This window comes from Pseudomonas sp. HP_01, from assembly GCF_055284355.1.
Genome location: NZ_JBTOPV010000034.1, coordinates 34,619 through 52,251, shown reverse-complemented (window position 1 = coordinate 52,251; position 17,633 = coordinate 34,619). Strand labels below are relative to the sequence as shown.

The 17,633-nt window shown below is 50.5% G+C and carries 10 protein-coding genes and 5 pseudogenes; all 15 read right to left on the bottom strand.

Annotated elements, in window-relative coordinates:
- Positions 1 to 107 precede the first annotated feature (107 nt).
- The 15 genes and pseudogenes from ACYAR8_RS17680 to ACYAR8_RS17610 all read right to left on the bottom strand — a co-directional run bounded on the left by ACYAR8_RS17680 (position 108) and on the right by ACYAR8_RS17610 (position 17,297).
- Complete coding sequence (locus tag ACYAR8_RS17680) at positions 108 to 701, bottom strand: suppressor of fused domain protein (protein ID WP_463580558.1); 594 nt, start codon at positions 699 to 701, stop codon at positions 108 to 110.
- 301 nt (positions 702 to 1,002) lie between these two features.
- Positions 1,003 to 1,632: a hypothetical protein gene (locus tag ACYAR8_RS17675; protein WP_463580557.1), complete on the bottom strand. Its 630-nt coding sequence runs from the start codon at positions 1,630 to 1,632 to the stop codon at positions 1,003 to 1,005.
- A pseudogene (locus ACYAR8_RS17670) lies at positions 1,633 to 5,466 on the bottom strand (RHS repeat-associated core domain-containing protein); the annotation flags it as partial.
- Positions 5,467 to 5,579: 113 nt separating this feature from the next.
- A complete protein-coding gene (locus ACYAR8_RS17665; RefSeq protein WP_463580556.1) occupies positions 5,580 to 6,023 on the bottom strand; it encodes an Imm26 family immunity protein in 444 nt (147 codons plus the stop codon).
- On the bottom strand, positions 6,020 to 6,361 hold the full coding sequence (locus ACYAR8_RS17660; protein WP_463580555.1) for a hypothetical protein: 342 nt from the start codon (positions 6,359 to 6,361) through the stop codon (positions 6,020 to 6,022). The genes ACYAR8_RS17665 and ACYAR8_RS17660 overlap by 4 nt, the downstream gene beginning before the upstream one ends.
- Before the next feature lie 56 nt (positions 6,362 to 6,417).
- Positions 6,418 to 6,644, bottom strand: a pseudogene (locus ACYAR8_RS17655) (RHS repeat domain-containing protein); the annotation flags it as partial.
- Between the two features lie 75 nt (positions 6,645 to 6,719).
- A complete protein-coding gene (locus ACYAR8_RS17650; protein WP_463580554.1) occupies positions 6,720 to 7,361 on the bottom strand; it encodes an imm11 family protein in 642 nt (213 codons plus the stop codon).
- Positions 7,358 to 8,893 (bottom strand): annotated as a pseudogene (locus tag ACYAR8_RS17645) (RHS repeat-associated core domain-containing protein); the annotation flags it as partial. The gene ACYAR8_RS17650 and the pseudogene ACYAR8_RS17645, both read right to left, overlap by 4 nt.
- A 76-nt stretch (positions 8,894 to 8,969) precedes the next feature.
- Positions 8,970 to 9,470, bottom strand: coding sequence for an NTF2 fold immunity protein (locus tag ACYAR8_RS17640; RefSeq protein WP_158273351.1), 501 nt, complete (start codon positions 9,468 to 9,470; stop codon positions 8,970 to 8,972).
- Positions 9,471 to 9,768: 298 nt separating this feature from the next.
- Entirely contained in the window at positions 9,769 to 10,398 is a 630-nt protein-coding gene (locus ACYAR8_RS17635; protein WP_463580553.1) for a hypothetical protein, read from the bottom strand.
- Positions 10,399 to 10,785: 387 nt separating this feature from the next.
- A pseudogene (locus ACYAR8_RS17630) lies at positions 10,786 to 14,225 on the bottom strand (RHS repeat-associated core domain-containing protein); the annotation flags it as partial.
- Positions 14,226 to 14,314: 89 nt separating this feature from the next.
- Positions 14,315 to 14,758 carry a hypothetical protein gene (locus ACYAR8_RS17625; protein WP_463580552.1) on the bottom strand — a complete coding sequence of 148 codons (444 nt, stop codon included), beginning with the start codon at positions 14,756 to 14,758 and terminating at the stop codon, positions 14,315 to 14,317.
- A 419-nt stretch (positions 14,759 to 15,177) separates the two neighbouring features.
- Positions 15,178 to 16,254, bottom strand: a pseudogene (locus ACYAR8_RS17620) (RHS repeat domain-containing protein); the annotation flags it as partial.
- 274 nt (positions 16,255 to 16,528) lie between these two features.
- Positions 16,529 to 16,777, bottom strand: coding sequence for a hypothetical protein (locus ACYAR8_RS17615; RefSeq protein WP_463580551.1), 249 nt, complete (start codon positions 16,775 to 16,777; stop codon positions 16,529 to 16,531).
- Positions 16,778 to 16,853: 76 nt separating this feature from the next.
- Positions 16,854 to 17,297 (bottom strand): Imm26 family immunity protein, encoded by a 444-nt coding sequence (locus tag ACYAR8_RS17610; protein WP_463580550.1) that lies wholly within the window; start codon positions 17,295 to 17,297, stop codon positions 16,854 to 16,856.
- Positions 17,298 to 17,633: the final 336 nt, after the last annotated feature.

Below are 17,633 nucleotides of genomic sequence, written 5' to 3'. Positions count from 1 at the left end.
GCCGCTTAGACTCAGCAAAACGACCAAATGTTCACAATTTTATCTAATCCCAACGAACGGGACATCATAGATGCCCATTAGCAAGAGACACAATTGAACACATGAGATCAATCAAACTTCACTGGTAGCCTTTGAGCATCCAAGGTATTGATCTCCTGCTCGGAAAGCAAGTCATCAAACGCATCACCACCAAATTTTTCGATGAATACTCTTTCAACCTCATAAATTGCGATGCACTGTAACCAATTAATCTTTAAATTTTTAAAGCTTAACTCTGGAAAGTGAGCATCATTCCAAATATAGGGCACAGTTAAATAGATGTGAGGCATAATAGGATCGGGCAAATAGTCCTGAAATATGTTCGGAACTACATCTCCAGGCATCACAGCTTCTTTGCGCTTTTGAATGAAGAAAGCGGCTGAAGCGACAGCGTTCTCCCAATATATTTCGGGAGTTAGCGCCGCAGCACATAATTCCACACGAGTCCCAAACTCGTCGCCGTCTGCATCAAGCAACGAAATTTCAGAAAGACCTATGGACCCAATTGACTTGACACCCTTATGCACTGAATCAAGCGTCGTGAGCAACTCGACTGACAACACTCTATTGTCGTCGTAGTAGACTTGAACCTTTAGCTCACCTTTGAAAACTTGAAGAGTATGTTTAGCTACTGCGCGACGCTGTTCACTTGGAGTAGACATCTTGAGGCCCTACGTATGCGATTACTAACGAATTAAGAAAATTGCCTGGTGAAAGGTAAACCGTGTAGCCATGCAGTGCAGTCCTAACGTCTGGCTTAAAAAGCTCAATAGGGCTCATTAACCCTTTTGCACTAACAACCAGATAATATATAAAGCTCTGGCATTCTGGAAAGTGGCAGCAAGAACCTAGCTCGATCAGTTTAAGTCGAATAGTAACTCACCGCATGCCTGATGATCTGCTCTCTAACGGAGCAGTCGATCACGAATGCATACACGCGTCTTTAATATATCAAATCTTACTCTAATCCCCCAATTCACTCCAAGGGTCATACTTGAAATGCTCGTCAATAGGTATAAAGTTAAGACCCTTTAACCCTTGCTTTGTAGATTCATCAACGAATCTTTGGCTACACGCATGCTCCATTAATTCTGAGCACCAGAAGAAATCCTTATCCAGGCCACTTCGAACCGAAAACTTTTTGATCCAGTTATAACAATGCGCTCCAGGATAGAATTTGTTGACAGCAACCTCTCCAGTGGAGAGATTTCTCTCTAGTGAAAACTCTGACTTCTCCTCATCCAGCAACGCGGCCCACTCTGCTGCCAAATAGAAAAAATAATCTTTACTTGGTTTTCCACCATTAGCCAGACGCACTTCAACAGGGACTGTTCTATATTTAACACCTAGAAGATCACACACCTCGATAAACTTATGAGAAACAAACTGTCTTGGCGATCCGATATAGTCAAAATCCAAACCCACATCATCTAAATCAGCGCACTGAAAAATATGCTTATTCTTAATCACATACTTGTCCGGCTCCGGATCGTACGTCTCCCATTCCCAGTCACAGTTCTCTTCCCCGGGTAAATAGATAGGGCAACCACTAGAACCGCCTGCATATTCTACTATGTAAAATTCCTGAACCATCTACTTTAACCCCCCTGTGATTGCATTGACCGCATACTTTCCATTCTCTAAGCCCTCTCGAGCTATTCTTTGGATGTTACCAATACCCAACGCAAGCTGGGTATCACTTAGTGCGCCCCGTCCAAACAGCTGGTTTAGTTTATCTAATTCCGGGCGAATGGCTGCGGTGTATTCTTTATGACTTGTCCAGTGGCTCGGTAGATCGAGAATCTTTGCAAGCGACGGATTGTCAGGTAGGTACATGCCATTCGACGGCCCGTCGTTTTTGAAACCGACGCTTCTCAATTTGGAGAACATACCGGCGAATTCTTTGTCCTTCATTAACTGCTCGGGTATCAAATGGTGATTCGACATATCGTCACCAGCTTTATGCCCCATCGCTTGACCGAGCTTTCTAGAGCACAGCCCCAACACGTCTACCTCTCCCAGCGGGCTTATTACGTACTGGTAAAGATTGATGCCCCCTTGTAACCCAATCGGATCCTGCGTAATAAATCGCCCCACCTCGGGATCGTAATATCTGAATGTATTGTAGTGCAGGCCCGTCTCATCGTCGAAATACTGACCCTGAAACCGCAGATTTTGCACAACTTCACTCACGGCCAACGATTCAACTTCACCCCAAGCCTTGTAAGTCGCCTGCCACACGATCTGGCCATCGACATCCGTCATCTCCAGCGGCGTGCCAATCTGGTCGCTATGAAAGTAGTAAAGCGTCCGCTCTGCCTCACCTTCGCTCTGGTCAACCCGGGCAAGTGGCGCGTAGCTTCCTGGCTCGTAAATATAGAGGCTGCTCTGCCACGGTGTTTCTTCGCGCAGCATCTGCAGTCCTTGCCAGAGAAAATGCTTATGCTCGGTCTGGCCATCAATCTCGGACGTCTTCCCGGCCCGGCGACCCAGGCTGTCATACCGGTACGTGCCAACGCTGTGCACCTGGCTGTTGACCATCGTCTCCGCACGCACAAGCCGGTTTTCACAGTCGTAGCTGAACGTATGCAGCTTGCGCAGCCCTACCCGCTTTTCAATCAGGTTGCCCCAGGCGTCGTAGGTATATTCCTGATCGCGCCATTGCTTGATGCGGTTGTCTTTCACCTGATCAAACTGGCTGGTGTTGAAGTTCAGGCGGTTGGCGGCAGCGTCGTAGCGGAACTCTTCGCTATCAACCAAGCGACCGGTGTCGCGACTGTGCAGCTGCCCGTTGGCTTCATACTCGTACTTAATCTCGCCACGCAGTTTGTCGAGCGTGCGGGTCAGTTCTCCCGCTGGATCGTACTCATACCGTCGATGAATCGGGTTGTACGCATGATCGACCAGCAACGAGGTGTTGATGCCTGGATTCTGGATCTGCGACAGCTTTTCAGCCGGAATAGTCGACGCAAACTGCCAACTCTTCCGGCCCATTGCGTCATAGCCAAAACAACTGGTGAGCTTGCCTTGAGACCGATAGACCTCTCGATGCAGGTCGTCTCGCTCCATGTCGCTGATGAGCAAACCGTCAAGGTTCAGTTGGTGCAGGTGACCACTGCCGTAGTACAGATGATTGAGGTGTTGGCCCGTCGGCAAGGTCAGCGTGGTCAGGTTGCTGAGAGGATCGTATTCGTAGGCCAGCGCCCCTTGCGGCGTGGTCTCTTTGATCAGGCGGCCAAGTACGTCGTACTCAAACTCCAGCGTTTCCTCGCCGATGCCGAGCTTTTTACCAATCGCTGTAGGTAATCGCGCTATCGACAGCAGCCGATCGCTCTCGTCATACCCGTAATCCTGACGCGCATCCTGATTGACCTTTGCCAGCAACCGACCAATCACATCACGCTCAAATTCCGTGCTGCGTTGCGGTCGCTCTGCCCTGTCCCCGTAGCCGATTTCATCAACCCGCGTCAGATGCCCGCCCAGGTTGTAGTTGAATCTGCGTGTCAAATTGTCGATGCGCTTTTCTTCGATCAGTCGATCCGACGCATCGTAAGCAAACTCATAAGCCGCGTTGTTTTCGTTGACCAGCGCTGTCAGCCGAATCGCTTTGTCGTACTCGTAACGAATGCGCTGGCCCTTCGCATCCTGTCGGCTAGAAGGGAGCCCGCGTGCCGTACGCAACAGCCTTGTCGTCTGGCCTTTGCCATCGGTGTGCGTAAGGACTTGGCCGAGGGCGTTGTAGGTAAACGCTTCAACCGTGCCATCCGGGTGCTCGATACGCACCACTTCGCCGTCAGGTTTGCGGTCCAGTCGTGTGGTCTGGTTCAACGCATCGGTGACGGCGATCAGGTGGGCGCGATCATCGTAGGTGTAGAACGTGCTTTTTCCAGAGCAATCCTGAAACCGCTCGACCTGCGCCAAGCCATTCCACCACAGATATTTCGACTTGTAGGTCGCATCAATAATGGTGTGCGGCAGACCATCTTCGCTATTGAGGTACTCGGTCTTGTGCCCCAGCGGGTCAGTTTCAGCAATGAGGTTGCCCTTGTCGTCGTAACGGGCTTTCCAGACGCTGCCGTCCGGGAAGGCAGTTTCGGTGATCAAGGTGGTACTGAGGTGATAGCTGTAGATGATGCTTCGACCGAGCGGGTCGGTCTCTTCGATCAGGCGCGAAAAATCATCGTACTTGAATGTCAGACGATTCCCGTCCGGCAGACTGATGCCGGTCGTGTTGCCCGCTTCATCCAGATCGATGCCGTAGCGCCCGCCGCCGAAGTCCCGGCTGGCGATAACCCGTTTGTCCTCGTTGTACTGCACTTCCAGTTCGCGCCCGAGGACGTCAACCGCCCACGAAATTCTGTTCTTGAAGTCGTAGCGGAAATGAAAGTGTTCGCCATCGCTGGTCCAGTGCTCGACGACCCGCGGCTGGCCATCAATGGTTTCCCAGCGGTAGTTGCAGCTCAAACCCAATGCGTTGCTGTGACTGGCCATCACGCCGTCGGCGTAGCTGAACCGACGCATGCAATCGCCATTGCGATTGATCACTTCGATGAGTTGGCCGTTGTCGTCGTAGCGGTACTGGACGAGGGTTTCCACGGCCAGGTTGTCGACGATGCGTTTGACGTCGCTCAGGCGACCCAGTGGGTTGTCGTAATGCAGGTGAATCCGCACGCCGCCGGGCGCGCTGATGTCGGTGAGCGTGCCTTCGACCGTGCGGGTGAAATGCAGGTAATGGCCGAGGGCATTTTCCAGACGCTGCAACGGCACCGAGGTGTTGTCGTCCGGCACTTCGCCGAAGTAGAAAAACACGTTGTCGAGCGTTTGCAGCAGGTAATGCCCACCCAGGGTACGGACCAGATGAATCTGCTCGTAGGGGTTGTAAATGCGCTCCCCGGGCTCGATGTCGACAAAGGGCACGCTGCGGCCCTGGTTGTCGGTAAGGTAAACGAAGCTTCCGCTGCGGCGCAGGCTCTGCTCCCAGGGCAAGACCCAGCCCTGACCCAACACGCTGTTGACGGTCAGGTCGCTGGCATAGAAGCGGGGCCATTCAATCGGCATCAGGCCGGGCAGCACGAAATCGGTCTCGCCTGAATCCAGCAACAGTTTGCGGCCAGTTGTGAGGTCGACGGGATTGCCAATCATCCCGCCCAGGATTTTCCCGACTGCCGGGCCAATGATGTAGGTGCCCGTGAGGTAGCTGGCGGCAACAGTCGCGCCGAAGCGCAGTGCGCGCGGCCCTGCGGCCTTCAACCCTTGCGTCAGCCCCAGCTTGGCGACTGATACCAGCGCTTTACCCATCGATGCGACGATCATCAGCACGTCGACAACGACGCGAACCCAACCCGGAATTTCGTCGTCGATGTGGAGGTATTGAACCGTACCGCCCCCGATGAACACATCCTCCGAGCCGGATGAAATCCCGGCACCGCGGCCCAGCATGCCATCGTGGTATGACGAGTATTTATTCTTGCCTAATAACCTCGGTAAAACCCGAGCTTTACGTACCTTACTTTATAATCAGCCTCTCGACCCTTCGACTACTAGTACTGATTAAAATATCTCTCAACCAAGACATACCCAGAAATAGCCATAGACAAGTAATCTTTATACTCATCAATCGCCAGCACTCTCACCGGCTCACCACAAAGATACAGATCCCCTGCCATATTGAACTCAAAATTCACCATTTTCTCATCTTTTATCGGGCCTCTTCCAATCACAGGCCACTCCCCAGAAAGAAGTTTATCTACGGCAGTAAAAATCACCTCAAACGTACCCCTGTGGTTTTGAAAGCTTAAGTAACTTACTTCATCAGGAATATCTTTTTCGTCGCCTACGGACAAAACGCAAAACGCAAATACTTTTTTAAACGTTTGCCCTGAACTATCTTTTCCTATCCATATCGCCTGGCAGACGGCTTGTCGCCCGTCAGTCATTGGTATGGTGAAATAATCACCACTATTCACTTTCTGTTTAGAACTCACAATCCCAGCCCCTTCATTTTTATCAATGCATCGGATAGCACGTTACTGCCCCAGCCGGAGCTATGCCCTGAGACATCATACGTTCCTGAATATGGGTTAGTCGGGCTATAGGACCTAATTTTATTAAGTAAATTTGTTACTGCGTTAGTAGACTTAGCCCCGCCGTTGAGGTCCATGATTTTTTGCTCAAGAAATTTAGCCTCTGCCTTTGTCAAATTATTATTAAAAATAACATATTGTTCCAAATGAGCCTTACCATCTGTCACCGCATGTACACCCAAACGAGATGCGGCATCACCGCGACCAACGTATTTTATTACATCATTATCAGCAAGCACATAAAGCCCTTGCCCTTTGACAGGATCTTACTTCGCACCAGTTCCGCCAGCACTGCGCTGTGCACCGGGCTGTTGACCATCGTCTTAGCACGCACCAACCGGCTTTCGCAGTCGTAGGTAAAACTCTACAGCTTGGATAAGCCCGACCGCTTTTCAATCAGGTTGCCCCACGCGTCGTAGCTATGTTATTGATCGCGCCAACGCTTGATGCGGTTATATTTCACTTGATCAACTGGCTGGTGTTGAAGTCTAGCCGGTTGGCCGTAGCATCGTAGCGGAACTCTCCGCCAGAAGACTAGGCAAAATGTTATTTTTAGAGGTCGAAAATTAGATCTGATAATAATTTATTTATACTTAATTATACATCGTCAAGACCCGCCCACGGATCGTACCTGTAAGCCTCATCCACTTCTAAAAACGAAATACCCTTTAGCCCAGTTGCCGCCAATCTGAATCGCTCACTGCAAAATAATTCCAGCGTTTCTTGGCAACGAAAAATATCACTTTCAACATCTTCAGAAACCACAAAAGAATCAATACTGTCAATACTGACTGCATCAGGATACAGCGGGCTATCTACAATACGTCCAGTCTCGATATCTTTTGAGACTTCATAGACAGAGCGGACGTTGTCGAGAGCGGATAAGCTTTCACCCGGAAGAAATATAAAAAACTCATTCTTTCGGGTGTTCCCGCCAAGCGAAATCTCGAGAGGAATAGCCCTGAAGCTAGCGTTCAATGCGTCACAGACATCTAAGAATTTTCGCGAAACATAAGAGGTACTAACTTGATAAAAGTCAAAATTTAACGCCTCAAGCTTCATATCCAAGGCAGAAAGCTCAAGCCTATACTCCTTATTAATGCCTAATTCCACAGGGTGCAGCTCATAGGGAGTCCATTCAAATTTATCATGATTAAAAAAGCCCGCCAGGCTCGCAGGACAACCTTCATCTGCCGAGCTGTACTGCATGACATAATATTTCTTTTCATTCAGCTTCATAGCAAACGTCCCGTAATCGCATCTACAACAAATTTATTAGATTCAAGCCCTGATCTTGCGAAATTGTGGATCTTTCCGACCCCCAAAACTAACTGAGTGTCAGATAGCTTTCCAGCCTCAAACAAGTCATTTATCTTAGTAACCTTTGATTCTATGACATTCGTATATTGACCGTGATTAGACCAATGCCCTGGAAGGTCGATACGTTGCGTCAGATTTTTGCTGCCTGGCAAGAAGATTCCGTTCGATGCTCCATCGCCGTCGAAGCCCATAGTTTTTAGCTTGTCGAACATTCTTGCGTACTGTGGATTTTTCAGAACTTCTTCAGGGATTAGATGATGGTTGGCCATACCATCTCCCTTTCTTGCGCCAATATTTTCGCCCAATTTGGTGGAGCACCATCCTAGCGGGTCAACCCTTTGAATGGGATTCACAGCGTACAGGTAAACATTAACTCCACCCGCTAACCCAATCGGACCTTGCGTTGTAAATCGTCCCACCTCCGGATCGTAATACCGAAACGTGTTGTAGTGCAGGCCCGTCTCATCGTCAAAGTACTGACCTTGGAACCGCAGGTTCTGCTCAATCTCACTTACCGGAAGCGACTCGATCTCTCCCCACGCTTTATACGTCGCCTGCCACACGATCTGGCCATCGACATCCGTCATCTCAAGCGGCGTGCCGATCTGGTCGGTGTGGAAGTAATAAAGCTTTTGCTGATCCTCACCTTCGTTTTGGTCGACCCGGGCTAGCGGCGCATAGCTTCCGGGCTCGTAGATGTAGAGGCTGCTTTGTCCCGGCGCCTCCTCGCGCAACATTCGCAAGCCTTGTCAAAGGAAATGCTTGTGCTCGGTCTGGCCATCAATCTCAGACGTCTTCCCGACCCGCCGCCCCAAGCTGTCGTACCGATACGTGCCGACGCTGTGCGTCTGGCTGTTGACCATTGTCTACGAGCGAACAAGACGGTTTTCGCAATCGTAGGTGAACGTCTGCAGCTTGATTAACCCTGACCGTTTCTCAATCAGATTGCCCCACGCGTCGTAGGTATATTCCTGATCGCGCCATTTCTTGATTCGATTGTCTTTGACCTGATCAAACTGGCTGGTGTTGAAGTTCAGCCGGTTGGCGGCAGCGTCGTATCGGAACTCTTCGCTATCGACGAGTTTGCGCGTGTTACGGCTATGCAATTGGCCGTTCGCTTCATATTCGTACTTAATCTCACCGCGCAGCTTGTCCGGCGTCTGAACTAGTTCACCCGCCGGGTCGTATTCATGACGCCGATAAATCGGGTTGTGCGCATGATTCACCAGCAGCCAAGTGCTGATGCCTGTGTTCTAGATCTGCGAAAGTTTGTCCGCAGGCAACGTCGAAGCAAACTACCAGCTCTTACGCCCCATCGCGTCATAGCCAAAGCAACTGGTAAGCTTACCTTGGGACCGATAAATCTCGCGATGCAGGTCATCTCGCTCAATATCGCTGATTATCAGATCTTCGGAATTGAACTGATATACGCAGCCGCTGACGCAGTACAGATCGATCAGTTGCTGAGCAGTGAACCCCTAGACCGCTCTCGGTGGATACTGCTCAAACGGACAAGCGTTGTTTACTTCACCAAGAGCCCATGGAGGCCGATTGACAAAGCCGACTTGATAAGAAATATATATAAGTTCGCCCCCACTTATCTGATGCGGATAAAAGCTCTCGCCTAGCAATTTTACATACAACACCATCCAAGCCGAATGCGAGCCGATAAGTAGCTCGCAAACCCGTTTTCTTTTGAATAGTTATTTTTGCCCTACGTCCATCCCATTCGATCTCGCCAATCTGATCATGCACCGGATCATATTCAGGATTGCGACCACAACCGAGATTTTCCAGCCGATGATAGTTTCTACCATTCTCAACTACATGCTCAGAGAATATGTTCAAAAGGCCCGATCTCATCCGCCTCTCTAAAGAACCATCTGACGCAGTGTCGTCAAAATCCGCAGCACTTTGCTTGTAGCACTCAACCTCCCAGCGGTTCATCTTATCCATGAAAACACGCACTGCATTAGTTATTTTTTCACGCAATTCGCCATTGAGGTCAGTTGGGAAAGACGCTGTCATCGAGTAACTCCCCATTTCTACATACGTTATAAAGTATCTTTGTCGGCCGGGTGCCGCCATTGCCGTATTTGAACAGCAATTCTACACCTACACGCCCGTTGTCGAAGCGGTAATGGGCGGGGGTTTCACCGGAAATGTTATCGACTGCATAATTGAGTTCGGTCAGGCCAAACTTGGTCAGTAGCTGCGCTGATTACGCGGCCTCTCAAAAAACCACTATTAATGATAAAGATCTAACCATTAACATTCAGATTATGGAAACCACGTTTACATGCCACCCTATCAGCTAAAGTCCTGTCTACTGCCCAAGGCGGCCTAGTACCCCCTCTATAAGCTCTAGGTCAAATGATTTGTTTCTAATAATCTTTTTGTTGGCTTTTATCTTTTCAATAACTTCTTCGCTTATGATTTCTGGATTACAAGTGACGGCACAATGAATAAACACTGCCGGATATGCATAGTCGGTAGGTGAGTGCAAAACATCCTCGATGGTCCTAGGACCTGGCACTATACACCCCGTAATCATAGGGATATAGTAACTCTCAAGAGAGTTTCTAATTCGCTTGCACACAGACCCAACCTCTTCCGGAGGTGGAAGATAGATGCTGCCATATACATTATCGCTAAATTTTTTATCCTGTCTTCCAGACGTCGTAAACGCAAAGCATGCATCGCTAAACAAATGACTTTCGTAAGGAGGGTCAATTTTAGAGGAGCACTCAAATATAGGGCCGCCGAAAACGCGGCCATTAAGGACATAGGCATTAGACTTTACCAAGTATTGAAAATCGAGCTCTGCAACAACTTTTTTTTCGTAGATAAATCTAATGCCACTTTTCAAAACCGTAATCGATATTTCAGAGCCCGCTATACCTTTAAGCTCCTGCAAAAGCTCACTTTCAAAATAAATTCGATTTTCTTTACTCATAAATCACCGATACTTTAAAACATTGAAAGTGGCATCATGTATCGCACCCTTGCCACCTAGATCTTTACCTGGCTTGCCCTTAGTATCAACTTTGAAGGTTCCCGCCGTACCTCGAGATGTTTTTATAGTACCACCACCCAAATGCTGCGCAGTATTAGCCGGACTAGACATATCGTAAACCCCGGAGGCTTTCTGGTTTTTTGTGAGCCCTCCAGAACCATGCTTTACCTCGAAAACATGAAGGTTCTCATGCCCATCTTTTGCGACAATATCAGCGCGAACTCTGCTGCCATTAACCTTCATTGTCACCTCTTGAGCGACAACCTCATACCCATTCTGTTCGAGGTCATGCACGGCCTTAGCCGTACCTTTGTCCCCACTTACGGAGCTTTTGCATAAGCCAAAAGCATCTATCCAGCCAGTGGTGTTGGGACCATATTGATATAGGTTAAATCCACCTAATAAACCAATCGGATCCTGCGTTAGGAACCGACCTACCTCTGGATCGTAATACCTGAACGTGTTGCAGTGCAGTCCTGTTTCGTCGTCGGAGTACTGACCCTGGAACCGAAGATTCTGCTCAACCTCATTCACGGCCAGCGTTTCAATTTCACCCCATGCCTTGTACGTCGCCTGCCAAACGATCTGGCCATCGACATCCGTCATCTCAAGCGGCGTGCCGATCTGGTCGGTGTGGAAGTAATAAAGCCGCTGCTCCGCCTCACCTTCGTTTTGGTCGACCCGGGCTAGCGGCGCATAGCTTCCGGGCTCGTAGATATAGAGGCTGCTTTGCCAAGGCGTTTGCTCACGCAACATGCGCAAGCCTTGCCAAAGGAAATGCTTGTGCTCGGTCTGACCTTCAATCTCAGACGTCTTCCCAACCCGGCGCCCCAAGCTGTCATACCGGTACGTGCCAACGCTATGCGTCTGGCTGTTGACCATTGTCTCCGCACGCACGAGCCGATTTTCGCAGTCGTAGGTGAACGTCTGCAGCTTGGAAAAGCCCGACCGTTTCTCAATCAGGTTGCCCCAGGCGTCGTAGGTATATTCCTGATCGCGCCATTGCTTGATGCGGTTGTCTTTCACCTGATCAAACTGGCTGGTGTTGAAGTTCAGGCGGTTGGCGGCAGCGTCGTATCTGAACTCTTCGCTATCGACGAGTTTGCCAGTGTTACGGCTGTGCAATTGGCCGTTCGGTTCGTATTCGTACTTGATCTCACCGCGGAGTTTGTCCAGCGTGCGGACTAGTTCACCCGCCGGGTCGTATTCATAACGCCGATGAATGGGGTTGTACGCATGATCGACCAGCAACGAGGTGTTGATGCCTGGGTTTTGGATTTGCGAAAGCTTTTCAGCCGGAATAGTCGACGCAAACTGCCAACTCTTCCGGCCCATGGCGTCATAACCAAAACAGCTGGTCAGCTTGCCCTGTGATCGATAGACCTCGCGATGCAGATCGTCGCGCTCCATGTCGCTGATCAACAATCCATCGAGGTTGAGTTGGTGCAGATGACCGCTGCCGTAGTAAAGGTGGTTGAGGTGCTGACCAGTAGGCAATGTCAGCGTGGTCAGATTGCTGAGCGGATCGTATTCGTAGGCCAGCGCACCTTGCGGTGTGGTTTCTTTGATCAAGCGACCCAACAGGTCATAACTGAAGTCGAGGGTCTCTTCCTCAACGCCCAGCTTCTTGCCAATGCTTGAAGGCAGCCGGTGAATGCTGAGCAACCGGTCCGCTTCGTCGTAACCGTAATCCTGCCGCGCATCCTCGTTCACTTTGGCCAGCAAGCGGCCAATCACATCACGCTCAAACTCGGTGCTGCGTTGCGGCCGCTCTGCCCTGTCGCCGTAGCCGATTTCATCCAATTGCGTCAGATGCCCACCAACGTTGTAGGTGAATCGACGTGTCAGGTTGTCGATGCGCTTTTCTTCGATCAGACGATCCGATGCATCGTAGGCAAATCGGTACGCAGCATTGTTTTCGTTGACCAGTGCGGTCAGACGGATCGCCTTGTCGTACTCGTAGCTGATGCGCTGGCCCTTGGCGTCCTGGCGGCTGGCAGGCAATCCGCGTGCAGTGCGCAGCAGACGCGTAATCTGGCCTTTGCCGTCGGTGTGCGTCAGGACCTGTCCTAAGGCGTTGTAGGTAAACGACTCGGCTGTGCCATCGGGGTGCTCGATGCGCACCACTTCACCGTCGGGTTTGCGCTCAAGTCTTGTCGTCTGATTCAGGGCATCGGTGACGGCAACCAGATGAGACCGATCATCGTAGGTGTAGAAGGTGTTTTTGCCCGAGCAATCCTGAAACCGCTCCACCTGTGCCAGTTCGTTCCACCACAGGTATTTGGATTTGTGTGTGGCATCGATGATGGTGTGCGGCAGGCCATCGTCGCTGTTGAGGTACTCGGTTTTGTGGCCGAGTGCATCGACTTCAGCTATCACGTTGCCTTTATCGTCGTAGCGGGCTTTCCAGACACTGCCGTCGGGGAACGCGGTTTCGGTCACCAGCGTCGTACCCAGGTGATGTTTGTAGCGGATCTTGCGGCCCAGTGGATCGGTCTCTTCGATCAGGCGGGAGAAGTCGTCGTACTTGAAGGCCAGCTTATTGCCATCGGGTAGCGTGATGCCGGTTAGGTTGCCGGCTTCGTCCAGGTCCATGGCGTAGCGTTCACCGCCATAATCACGGCTGGCGATGACAAAGCGATCCTCGTTGTAATGCACTTCCAGCTCACGGCCAAGGACGTCTACCGCCCAAGAAGTTCTGTTCTTGAAGTCGTAGCGGAAATGAAAGTGCTCGCCATCGCTGGTCCAGTGCTCGACCACACGCGGCTGACCGTCGATGGTTTCCCGACGGTAATTGCAGCTCAAGCCCAAGGCATTGCTGTGGCTGATCATCACGCCTTCGGCATAACTGAAGCGGCGCATCGTATCGCCGTTGCGGTTGATCACTTCGCTCAACTGGCCGTCGTCGCTGTAACGATACTGGACGAGGGTTTCAACGGCTTCATTGCCCACTATGCGCTTGACGTCGGTGAGGCGGCCAAGTGGATTGTCGTAATGTAGGTGCACGCGCACGCCGCCGGGGGCACTGATGTCGGTAAGTGTACCGTTGGCCGTTCGGCTGAAATGCAGGTAATGCCCGAGCGCATTTTCCAGACGTTGCAAGGGCGCCGGCGCATTGTCGTCAGGGACCTCGCCGAAATAGAAGAAAGTGTTATCGAGCGTTTGCAGGAGGTAGTGGCCGCCGGGCGATCGGACCAGATAAATCTGTTCGTAGGGGTTGTAGATGCTTTCGCCAGGCTCGATGTCGACAAAGGGCACGCTGCGGCCCTGGTTGTCGGTGAGGTAAACGAAGCTTCCGCTGCGGCGCAGGCTCTGCTCCCAGGGCAAGACCCAGCCTTGGCCAAGCACGCTGTCGACGGTCAGGTCGCTTGCGTAGAAGCCATCAGAGCCCGGCAAGACAAAATCGGGCTCACCCGAGTCCAGCGATATTTTGCGGCCTGTTGTGAGGTCCACGGGATTGCCGATAATCCCCCCAAGACTTTCCCGACAACGGGGCTAAAGACGTGAGGCCCGCGAGGTAGCTGGCGGCAACGATGGCGCCGAACCGCAATGTGCAAGGGCCCTGCAGTCTCCAAGCCTTGCGTCAACCCCAGCTTGGCTACTGATACCACCGCTTTGACCATTGATGCGACGATCATCAGCGCGTCTACAACGACGAGAAGCCAGCCGGGAATCTGATCGTCAATATCGAGGTATTGAACCGTCCAGCCCCCGATGAACACATCGTCCGAGCCGGATGAAATCCTGACACCGGGGGTAAGCGTGTCATAGCGGCATGGGGAGTATTGATTCCTGCCCAACAACCGCGCTGTAAACTTAGCTCCCCTCTCTAATTAGCCTGTTGGTATGTCGACTACTAGTGCTGTTTTAAATATCGATCAACCAAGACGAACCCAGCAACGGCCATTTCTAAGTAGTCTTTATACTTCTCACCAGGCAGCACTTTCACAAACTCGCCACAAACATATAGATCCCCTGCCATATGGAATTCCAAATTTACCATTTTTTGATCTACTATCGGACCACTTCCAATCACAGGCCATTCCCCGGAAAAAAGTTTATCCACAGCGGTAAAAATTACCTTGAAAGGCCCATCATATTCTTGGAAACTTAAGTAGCTTACTTCTTCAGGAATATTTTTTCCGTTTCCTACGGACAAAACACAAAACGCAAATACTCTCTTAAATGTTTGGCCTGAGCTACTTTTTCCGATCCACACTGCCTGACAGATGGCCTGCCTCCCGTCAGACATCGGTATGATGAAATAGTCACCGCTATTTACCACCTGTTTTAAACTCATAATCCTATATCCTTCATTTTTTTCAGTGCATCCGACAATATTTTCTTCCCCCAATCGGGACTATGTCCTGCTATATCATAGATTGGTGAGTTAGGGTTAGCTGGACTGTAGGACCAGATCTTATTAAGAAGATTAGTTTCTGGGCGAGTAGATTTAGCCCCACCATTAAGGTTCATGATTTGCTGCTCAAGATACTTAGCCTCAGCCTTTGTTAAATTATTATTAAAAATTACACGCTGCCTTAAATGTGACTTACCCTCAGTAGCCGCATGTATAGCCAAACGCGACTTAGCATCACCACGACCAACATATTTTATTGACTTACCTTCAGTAAGCACATAAAGCCCCTGGCCGTTGACAGGATCGTACTTAGCACCGGTACCGCCTGCGCTACGTTGTGATGGCTTCCCCATGCACGGGGTAAGCCCTAACGGATCGACCCATGCAATCGTATTGTTTACATACTGGTAAAGATTCCACCCACCAGCAACGCCCACCGGATCTTGGGTTATGAACCGCCCAACCTCCGGATCGTAATACCTGAACGTGTTGTAGTGCAGGCCCGTCTCATCGTCGAAATACTGACCCTGAAACCGCAGATTTTGCTCAACTTCACTCACGGCCAACGATTCAACTTCACCCCAAGCCTTGTAAGTCGCCTGCCAAACGATCCGGCCGTCGACATCCGTCATCTCAAGCGGCGTGCCAATCTGGTCGGTATGGAAGTAGTAAAGCGTCTGCTCTGCCTCACCTTCGCTCTGGTCAACCCGGGCAAGTGGCGCGTAGCTTCCTGGCTCGTAAATATAGAGGCTGCTCTGCCAAGGCGTTTCCTCACGCAGCATCCGCAGGCCTTGCCACAGAAAGTGCTAGTGCTCAGTCTGGCCATCAATCTCGGACGTCTTGCCAACCCGACGACCCAGGCTGTCGTACCGGTACGTGCCAACGCTGTGCATCTGGCTGTTGACCATCGTCTCCGCGCGCACGAGGCGATTTTCGCAGTCGTAGCTGAAGGTCTGCAGCTTGCTCAGCCCTGAGCGCTTTTCAATGAGGTTGCCCCAAGGGTCGTAGGTATATTCCTGATCGCGCCACTGCTTGATTCGGTTGTCTTTCACCTGATCGAATTGGCTGGTGTTGAACTTCAGTCGGTTGGCCGCAGCGTCGTATCGGAACTCTTCGCTATCCACCAAGCACCCGGTGTCTCGACTATGCAGCTGACCATTGGCTTCATATTCGTACTTAATCTCGCCACGCAGTTTGTCGAGCGCTCGGGTCAGCTCTCCCGCCGGATCGTATTCATATCGCCGATGAATCGAGTTGTACGCATGATCGACCAGCAACGAGGTGTTGATGTCTGGGTGCTGAACCTGCGACAGCTTTTCAGCAGGCAACGTTGAAGCAAACTGCCAGCTCTTGCGCCCCATCGCGTCATAACCAAAGCAACTGGTGAGTTTGCCTTGGGACCGATAGACCTCCCGATGCAGATCATCACGTTCCATGTCGCTGATAAGCAGACCATCGAGGTTAACTTGGTGTAGATGACCGCTGCCGTAGTAAAGGTGATTGAGATGTTGGCCAGTCGGCAATGTCAGCGTGGTCAGGTTGCTGGGCGGATCGTATGCATTGACGTAAAGGCGAGACGATTCAACAGGCATAATTTCGGGAAAACAAAGTCGGTTTCGCCTTAATTAGGCAGAAGCTTGCGTCCGGTCGTGGCGTCGACCGGATAGCCGATAATATTGACGAAGAATCATCCGACTGTCGGTCCTCTGCTTAGATGCCCGCGACGCTGCTGGTGGCGAAGGTGGCGCCGAAGGGCCCTGCAGTCTCCAACCCTTGCGTCAACTCCAGCTTGGCCACTGATACTAACTCTTTGCCCATTGAGGCGATGATCATCAGCACCTCTCCAGCAACGCGAAGCCAGCCGGGAATCTCGTCATCAATATCAAAGGGACCGAACCATGCGCCCCCGATAAACACATCTTCCGAGGCGCATAAAATCATGACACCGCGGGTCAACATGTCATATTGATTACTGCCCAATATTCACGCTGTAACTGAGCTTTATTTAATAATCAGCCTGCCGGCATTTCGAGTATTAATGCTGACTTAAAAGCCTGTCGACCAAGACGTACCCAGAAATGCCCATTGTCAGATAATTTTTATATTCCTCGCTAGGAAGGACCTTCACAAACTCACCACGAAGATAAAGGTTCCCTGCCATATTGAACTCAAAATTCACCATTTTCTGATCTACTATTGGACCACTACCAATCACAGGCCAATCGCCAGAAAAAAGTTTATCCACAGCAGTAAAAATCACCTCGTAAGTCCCCATATGATCCTGAAAACTCAAGTAACTTACTTTCTCGGGAATATCTTTTTCGTCTCCGACGGACAAAACACAAAACGCAAATACTCGCTTGAATTTCTGACCTGAGCTATTTTTTCCGATCCATATTACCTGACATACTGCCTGCCTCCCGTCAGACATCGGTATTGTGAAATAGTCACCACTATTTACCACCTGCTTTAAACTCATAACCCTATATCCTTCATCTTTTTCAATGCGTCGGCTAACACCTTATCCCCCCAATCGGAGCTATGTCCTGCTATATCATACGTTACTGAGTTAGTATTAGCCGGACTGTAGGACCTGATTTCATTGAGTAGATTAGTTCCCCGGTTCGTAGATTTAGCCCCACCATTAAGGACCATGATTTTTTGCTCAAGAAATTTAGCCTCGGCCTTTGTCAAGTTATTATCAAAAATCACAAACTGCCTTAAGTGAGACTTACCATCAGTTACCGCATGTCTACCCAAACGTGCCGTGGCATCACCACGACCAACATATTTTATTTTGCCATTATCAGTTAGT

Bases quoted from the DNA above. Each gene is read 5' to 3' on its own strand.
- ACYAR8_RS17640 (WP_158273351.1), bottom strand. From the start codon at position 9,470: ATGACAGCGTCTTTCCCAACTGACCTCAATGGCGAATTGCGTGAAAAA.
- ACYAR8_RS17615 (WP_463580551.1), bottom strand. From the start codon at position 16,777: ATGTTGACCCGCGGTGTCATGATTTTATGCGCCTCGGAAGATGTGTTT.
- ACYAR8_RS17635 (WP_463580553.1), bottom strand. From the start codon at position 10,398: ATGAGTAAAGAAAATCGAATTTATTTTGAAAGTGAGCTTTTGCAGGAG.
- ACYAR8_RS17675 (WP_463580557.1), bottom strand. From the start codon at position 1,632: ATGGTTCAGGAATTTTACATAGTAGAATATGCAGGCGGTTCTAGTGGT.
- ACYAR8_RS17610 (WP_463580550.1), bottom strand. From the start codon at position 17,297: ATGAGTTTAAAGCAGGTGGTAAATAGTGGTGACTATTTCACAATACCG.
- ACYAR8_RS17680 (WP_463580558.1), bottom strand. From the start codon at position 701: ATGTCTACTCCAAGTGAACAGCGTCGCGCAGTAGCTAAACATACTCTT.
- ACYAR8_RS17650 (WP_463580554.1), bottom strand. From the start codon at position 7,361: ATGAAGCTGAATGAAAAGAAATATTATGTCATGCAGTACAGCTCGGCA.
- ACYAR8_RS17625 (WP_463580552.1), bottom strand. From the start codon at position 14,758: ATGAGTTTAAAACAGGTGGTAAATAGCGGTGACTATTTCATCATACCG.